This is a genomic window from Enterobacter sp. B79-1 (assembly GCF_057444735.1).
Genome location: NZ_JBYAZJ010000013.1, coordinates 22,266 through 29,174, shown reverse-complemented (window position 1 = coordinate 29,174; position 6,909 = coordinate 22,266). Strand labels below are relative to the sequence as shown.

General features: G+C 56.9%; 7 protein-coding genes. 2 read left to right on the top strand and 5 right to left on the bottom strand.

Going from position 1 to position 6,909, the window contains the following annotated elements:
- Nucleotides 1–415 precede the first annotated feature (415 nt).
- Together purH and purD are read left to right on the top strand one after the other, a co-directional pair.
- Nucleotides 416–2,005 (top strand): bifunctional phosphoribosylaminoimidazolecarboxamide formyltransferase/IMP cyclohydrolase, encoded by a 1,590-nt coding sequence (gene purH / locus AC2T6E_RS22280; protein ID WP_061716167.1) that lies wholly within the window; start codon nt 416–418, stop codon nt 2,003–2,005.
- Between the two features lie 15 nt (nt 2,006–2,020).
- Complete coding sequence (gene purD / locus AC2T6E_RS22275; RefSeq protein ID WP_486693246.1) at nt 2,021–3,313, top strand: phosphoribosylamine--glycine ligase; 1,293 nt, start codon at nt 2,021–2,023, stop codon at nt 3,311–3,313.
- A gap of 36 nt (nt 3,314–3,349) precedes the next feature.
- On the opposite strand, the gene AC2T6E_RS22270 is transcribed toward purD, so the two are convergent.
- The 5 genes from AC2T6E_RS22270 to hemE all read right to left on the bottom strand — a co-directional run bounded on the left by AC2T6E_RS22270 (nt 3,350) and on the right by hemE (nt 6,890).
- Nucleotides 3,350–4,042: a DUF1481 domain-containing protein gene (locus tag AC2T6E_RS22270; RefSeq protein ID WP_214594966.1), complete on the bottom strand. Its 693-nt coding sequence runs from the start codon at nt 4,040–4,042 to the stop codon at nt 3,350–3,352.
- An 11-nt stretch (nt 4,043–4,053) separates the two neighbouring features.
- Nucleotides 4,054–4,326: a nucleoid-associated protein HU-alpha gene (gene hupA / locus AC2T6E_RS22265; protein WP_002445246.1), complete on the bottom strand. Its 273-nt coding sequence runs from the start codon at nt 4,324–4,326 to the stop codon at nt 4,054–4,056.
- 186 nt (nt 4,327–4,512) lie between these two features.
- A complete protein-coding gene (locus AC2T6E_RS22260) occupies nt 4,513–5,103 on the bottom strand; it encodes a YjaG family protein (protein WP_003862310.1) in 591 nt (196 codons plus the stop codon).
- Between the two features lie 41 nt (nt 5,104–5,144).
- Nucleotides 5,145–5,816 carry a deoxyribonuclease V gene (gene nfi / locus AC2T6E_RS22255; protein WP_316468669.1) on the bottom strand — a complete coding sequence of 224 codons (672 nt, stop codon included), beginning with the start codon at nt 5,814–5,816 and terminating at the stop codon, nt 5,145–5,147.
- Between the two features lie 9 nt (nt 5,817–5,825).
- The gene (gene hemE, locus AC2T6E_RS22250) at nt 5,826–6,890 is read right to left on the bottom strand and encodes a uroporphyrinogen decarboxylase (protein ID WP_010425930.1); all 1,065 of its coding nucleotides are present in this window, start codon (nt 6,888–6,890) and stop codon (nt 5,826–5,828) included.
- Nucleotides 6,891–6,909: the final 19 nt, after the last annotated feature.

Below are 6,909 nucleotides of genomic sequence, written 5' to 3'. Positions count from 1 at the left end.
TGCAACGCGGCTTTCGCTCACCGTTGCGAGGTGGCGTATATTACGCTTTCCTCTTTCAGAGTCAACCCGTTATTTCAGGATTTTTTCTCTTCAACCGACCCGGTTGTTTGTGAAGTGATTCACATCTGCCGTGTCGATGGAGGCGCATTATAGGGAGTTCTCCGCAGGCCGCAACCGCTAAATGACAGAAAAATGACTGACTGCTGCATTACACAGCAAAACCCCGCCTTATACCTTTTTACACACAGACTTATCCACAATGATACGAAAAAGTGAAAATGTGCGAGCGTTGCGCAAACGTTTTCGTTAAAATGCTCGCGCTTAACAAGGATGCCCCGTCAGGTGTGTTAGATGAGTTTTTCGCAGGAAAATTCATCTAACGCTCTCTGTAATCGTGAAATCCAGGGGATTTACCATGCAACAACGTCGTCCAGTCCGCCGCGCTCTGCTCAGTGTTTCTGATAAAGCCGGTATCGTCGAATTCGCTCAGGCACTTTCTGCACGCGGTGTGGAGCTGCTTTCTACAGGCGGTACCGCTCGCCTGTTAGCAGATAAAGGTCTGCCGGTAACCGAAGTGTCCGATTACACCGGTTTCCCGGAAATGATGGATGGACGCGTCAAAACCCTGCACCCGAAAGTGCACGGCGGCATTCTTGGCCGTCGCGGTCAGGACGACGCCATTATGGAACAGCATGACATCGCGCCAATCGACATGGTGGTTGTTAACCTCTACCCGTTTGCCCAGACCGTTGCCCGCGAAGGCTGCTCTCTGGAAGATGCCGTAGAGAATATCGACATCGGCGGCCCAACCATGGTGCGCTCCGCGGCCAAGAACCATAAAGATGTGGCCATCGTCGTAAAGAGCAGCGATTACGAAACCATTATTAATGAGATGGATGCCAACGAAGGGTCACTGACGCTAGAAACGCGTTTCGACCTCGCCATCAAAGCCTTCGAACACACCGCCGCGTACGACAGCATGATCGCCAACTACTTCGGTAGCCTGGTACCTGCCTACCACGGTGAAAGCAAAGATCCTTCTGGCCGCTTCCCGCGCACCCTGAATCTGAACTTCATTAAGAAGCAGGATATGCGCTACGGCGAGAACAGCCACCAGCAGGCTGCCTTCTATATAGAAGAAGAGGTAAAAGAAGCCTCTGTTGCGACTGCCCAGCAGGTTCAGGGCAAAGCGCTCTCCTATAACAACATTGCCGACACCGACGCCGCGCTGGAATGCGTGAAAGAGTTCAGCGAGCCAGCCTGCGTTATCGTTAAGCACGCCAACCCATGCGGCGTCGCGGTAAGCACCTCTATTCTGGATGCCTACGATCGCGCCTACAAAACCGACCCGACCTCCGCATTCGGCGGCATTATCGCCTTTAACCGCGAGCTGGATGCTGAAACCGCACAGGCCATCATCTCCCGTCAGTTCGTTGAAGTGATCATCGCGCCATCTGCATCCGAAGAAGCGCTGAAAATCACCGCGGCAAAACAGAACGTACGCGTACTGGTTTGCGGCCAGTGGGCAGAACGCGTGCCGGGCCTGGACTTCAAGCGCGTGAACGGCGGTCTGCTGGTTCAGGACCGCGATCTGGGTATGGTGACAGAAGCCGACCTGCGCGTGGTGACCAAACGCCAGCCTACCGAACAGGAACTGCGTGACGCGCTGTTCTGCTGGAAGGTCGCGAAGTTCGTCAAATCCAATGCCATCGTCTACGCGAAAGAGAACATGACCATCGGAATAGGTGCTGGCCAGATGAGCCGCGTCTACTCCGCGAAAATTGCGGGTATTAAAGCAGGCGACGAAGGACTGGAAGTAAAAGGCTCCGCCATGGCTTCTGACGCCTTCTTCCCGTTCCGTGACGGTATCGACGCGGCAGCCGCTGTAGGGATCACCTGTGTGATCCAGCCTGGCGGCTCAATCCGCGACGACGAAGTGATTGCCGCCGCCGACGAACACGGCATCGCGATGATCTTCACCGATATGCGCCACTTCCGTCATTAATTCCCGGAGCTGAAAATGAAAGTATTAGTCATTGGTAACGGCGGGCGCGAGCACGCGCTGGCCTGGAAGGCGGCACAGTCTCCGCAGGTGAAAACGGTCTTCGTGGCACCGGGCAACGCCGGTACTGCGCTGGAGCCCGCGCTGCAGAATGTGGCTATCGGCGTGACCGACATTCCGGCGCTGCTGAGCTTTGCCCAGAACGAGAAAATCGATCTGACGATTGTGGGCCCGGAAGCCCCTCTGGTGATTGGCGTCGTTGATGCGTTCCGCGCGGCAGGTCTGACAATCTTCGGCCCAACGGAAGGTGCTGCACAGCTGGAAGGCTCCAAAGCCTTCACCAAAGATTTCCTCGCGCGTCATAACATCCCGACGGCGGAATATCAGAACTTCACCGAAGTGGAGCCAGCCCTGGCCTACCTGCGTGAAAAAGGTGCGCCGGTTGTTATCAAGGCCGACGGCCTGGCCGCCGGTAAAGGCGTTATCGTCGCGATGACCCTCGAAGAAGCCGAAGCCGCGGTTCAGGATATGCTGGCAGGCAACGCTTTTGGCGACGCGGGCCACCGCATCGTGATCGAAGAGTTCCTCGACGGCGAAGAAGCGAGCTTTATCGTGATGGTCGACGGCGAGCACGTTCTGCCGATGGCCACCAGCCAGGACCACAAGCGTGTGGGCAATGGCGATACCGGCCCGAATACCGGTGGGATGGGTGCCTACTCCCCTGCTCCAGTAGTGACTGACGAAGTACATCAGCGCACCATGGATCGCGTCATCTGGCCTACCGTGAAAGGGATGGCGGCGGAAGGCAACACCTACACCGGTTTCCTTTACGCAGGTCTGATGATCGACAAGCAGGGTAACCCGAAGGTTATCGAATTTAACTGCCGCTTTGGCGATCCGGAAACGCAGCCCATCATGCTGCGCATGAAATCCGATCTGGTGGAACTATGTCTGGCAGCCTGCGAAGGCAAGCTCGACGAGAAAACCTCAGAGTGGGACGATCGCGCGTCCCTGGGCGTGGTGATTGCTGCGGGTGGTTACCCTGGCAACTACAACACCGGGGATGAGATCCACGGCTTACCGCTGGAAGAGATTGAAGGCGCGAAGGTATTCCACGCCGGAACGAAGCTGGCTGATGATGACCGCGTACTGACCAACGGCGGACGCGTGCTGTGTGCGACCGCGCTGGGCCATACCGTTGCAGAAGCGCAGAAGCGTGCCTATACGCTGATGGCGGATATTCACTGGAACGGCAGCTTTAGCCGTCAGGATATCGGCTATCGCGCGATTGCGCGTGAGCAGGGCGAGTAATTTCACACCCTCTCCCTGTGGGAGAGGGGATTTACGTCAGAAACTCTTCTCTGTCGGCTGCCAGGTGCAGAAGTCTTCGTTCGCCACCAGCAGCAGCTGAGAGCCTTCCGGCGCTTCCAGCCACGCCACACTCACCTCCATTGATGAATGACGCTGACGGCGTTGTATGTGTTCGGTCGCCCAGGTTTCGAGCTCAGGCTTGACCGTCTGCCCTTCGCAGGTGGTCACCGTCCCATCGGCATGCCAGCGCCCCTGGCGCAGCACAACGCGGCCCAGACGAAGCGCATCGCTGGTCTGGCGGATTTGTTCGGCACGATAACGGTAGAGGGCGATTTGATCGCTGGAAAGCTGCTGTTTTTGACCGCTGACTTCACGCTGCATAAAGCTCAGCTCGCCATGGTCGTCAAAGCGCACTTTCACGTGTTCGGGGGTCTTGCTGTAGACGTTGAGTTCAATCAGCAACAGGTCATCTCCCTGCCAGCGATATTCCGCCGTCGAGGTATTGCCGCTATGCCACGGGCTGAAGGCAGAAAGCAGATGCACTTCGCCACCGGAATCTTTGCGCCAGATCCTGACCGCGCCCTGGTTGTCCGCGTAACCGCTGGCGGTGAACGGAGGGAGGGAGGAGTCGTGGCTACAGGCTGACAGCAACAGCACGCCTGCCAGCGCGAGCGTTCCACGCCAGAATGACAAAAGGGGCGTTGCCGCCCCTTCGTTAAAACTGTTCACTGCCACGCGTCTTACTTAACTGCGTCTTTCAGTGCTTTACCAGAAACAAATGCCGGCACGTTAGCTGCGGCGATTTTGATTTCTTTACCGGTCTGCGGGTTGCGGCCAGTACGCTCAGCGCGGTGGTTCACTTTGAAGGTACCGAAACCAACCAGTTGTACAGCATCGCCTTCTTTCAGAGACTCAGTAATAGCAGCCAGGGTAGATTCCAGAGCAGCTTTAGCCTGCACTTTAGACAGATCAGCCTTGTCCGCAATTACATCAATCAGTTGAGTCTTGTTCATAAGTTATCCTTTCAATGTGTTTATCGCTTGCTAAGCATCGAGTGCGACGAAAATGCCAAAAAAGCACTCTCCTGCATACACGCACCGATAGCCACTTTTTTTCGCCCCCCAAATGTAGACCAGACGGGGGGCAGAAGGGAAGAGTCGAGGAGCGACAAAACAGGCGTTAAATCACGTTTTGTTGTCTCATTGGTTAAAAATTATACCAATATTGCTCTCACCGGCCTCACGTAAGTCCGCGCGCAGCCCTTTTATCAGCTCGATATCGCGTTCTTCGCACTCTGCCAGCAGGCGGAAAATTTCCCACTGGATGTCCCATTCCTGTTCAACCGCCGGGTTGGCACGCAGCTCTTCGTCGGTCATTTCGCGACCTTCCTGGGTCATTTCGAGCATCGCGACGGTCGTAATGGACGCTTTACTGACTTCGATGGCGTGCTCCAGCGTTTCACCACTCAGGCGGGAGTGGATCAGCTCACTTAACGCCACGCAGGCATCAATCGCCGGGTAGACACCGTACAGGTCAAAATCATCCGCAGCGGGGATCGCCTCTTCCAGCTTTTCCAGCTGGGAGTCAAAATTCACCTTCGCGTCTTTTACCGTCAGCGTTTCCCAGATTAAATCCAGGATACGACGATAAATCTGGCCTTCGCCAAACGCCGTCTGCTTGCAGAACGCGGCATAGTTGGGATACATGCGCTCGCACAGGCAAGCCATAAAGGTCACGTGCTGCCAGCTTTCCAGCTTCTCAAGGCGCAGATGAATCGGGTTTTGTAACATGATGATGTCTCGAATCGAAAATTAGCCGCAGTTTACCTGAATCACGGCTGAATTTCCTGCCAACGAATGAATGCCGGACGCGAGGAGGCGACAGCATCAGCCCAGCGCGTCGGCTCCGGTAAGCGGTAGCCCTTCATGCAGCGCTGTACCCACGCCAGGGCGCTGTCCATGCTCACCCGGTGACCGGTGGCGATAAAGAGCGGGTTACAGCGCACCTTGCTGCGCCAGACCCACGCTAACTGCTCGCCTTTATGGATAAGCGGCGCCAGCGCACCCGGCTCGGCGGAGAGAGGTTCAAACGCGCCGCACAGGCGTTTCTTGGCGACGCCGATGGTCGGCACATCCACCAGCAGCCCAAAGTGGCTGGCAACGCCTAAACGGCGCGGGTGTGAAATACCGTGTCCATCAACAAACAGCAGGTCAGGTTTTTGCGAGAGTTGCTCCCACGCTGCCAGCAGCGCGGGATATTCGCGAAAGGAGAGAAAGCCCGGAATGTACGGCATGGTGGTCGCGATACGCGCCACCTTATACTCCACCAGCTCAAGCGAAGGGTATTTCAGTACCACCATCGCCGCTCGCGTCACTTCCCCACCCTGCTCGAACCCGACGTCCGCTCCGCCAATGTACTGCGGAGGATCCTTATCCAGACGATCCTCGCGGATCACCGATGAAGCCAGTTCGATTTGTTGAGCGCGTAGCGACGCGAGATCCATAACCACTCCTTACTTGTGATACTGGGCAGAAAGCCGATGCACCGCCTCCACAAATACGCCAGCGTGTTCTGGCGGCACATCCTGATGAATGCCGTGGCCGAGGTTAAAGACGTGGCCTTCACCCTGGCCGAAACCAGACAGTATAGTCGACACTTCTTCTTCAATGCGGGCGGGCTGAGCATAGAGCATGGACGGATCCATATTTCCCTGCAGCGCCACTTTGTCGCCCACGCGACGGCGCGCATCGGCGATATCGGTGGTCCAGTCGAGGCCCAGCGCGTCACAGCCGGTCGCCGCCATCGCTTCCAGCCACTGACCGCCACCTTTGGTGAACAGCGTCACCGGCACGCGGCGGCCTTCATTTTCCCGCAGCAGACCGTCGACGATTTTGTGCATGTAATACAGGGAGAACTGCTGATAATCGCGTCCGGTCAGCACGCCGCCCCAGGTATCGAAAATCATCACCGACTGCGCACCGGCTTTAATCTGCGCGTTCAGATAGAGCGTGACGCTCTTCGCCAGCTTGTCGAGCAGCGCATGCAGCGCCAGCGGCTCGGCGTACATCATCTTTTTAATCATGGTGAAGGCTTTGCTGCTGCCCCCTTCCACCATATAGGTCGCCAGCGTCCACGGGCTGCCGGAGAAGCCAATCAGCGGCACTTCGCCTTTCAGCTCGCGGCGGATGGTGCGTACGGCGTTCATCACGTAGCCCAGCTCGCCTTCCGGATCGGGGATCGGCAGCTTATCCACGTCGGCTTTGCTTTTGATTGGGGAGGTGAAACGCGGACCTTCACCGGTTTCGAAGTACAGGCCAAGGCCCATTGCATCCGGAATGGTCAGAATATCCGAGAAGAGGATCGCAGCATCCAGCGGGAAGCGGCGCAGCGGCTGGAGCGTGACTTCGCAGGCCAGCTCGGCGTTTTTGCACAGCGACATAAAATCGCCCGCCTGCGCGCGCGTGGCTTTGTACTCTGGCAGATAGCGTCCCGCCTGGCGCATCATCCACACCGGGGTGACATCAACGGGCTGGCGCAGCAGCGCACGCAGATAACGATCGTTCTTCAGTTCGGTCATTTTTGCAGTTCCTTAAGCG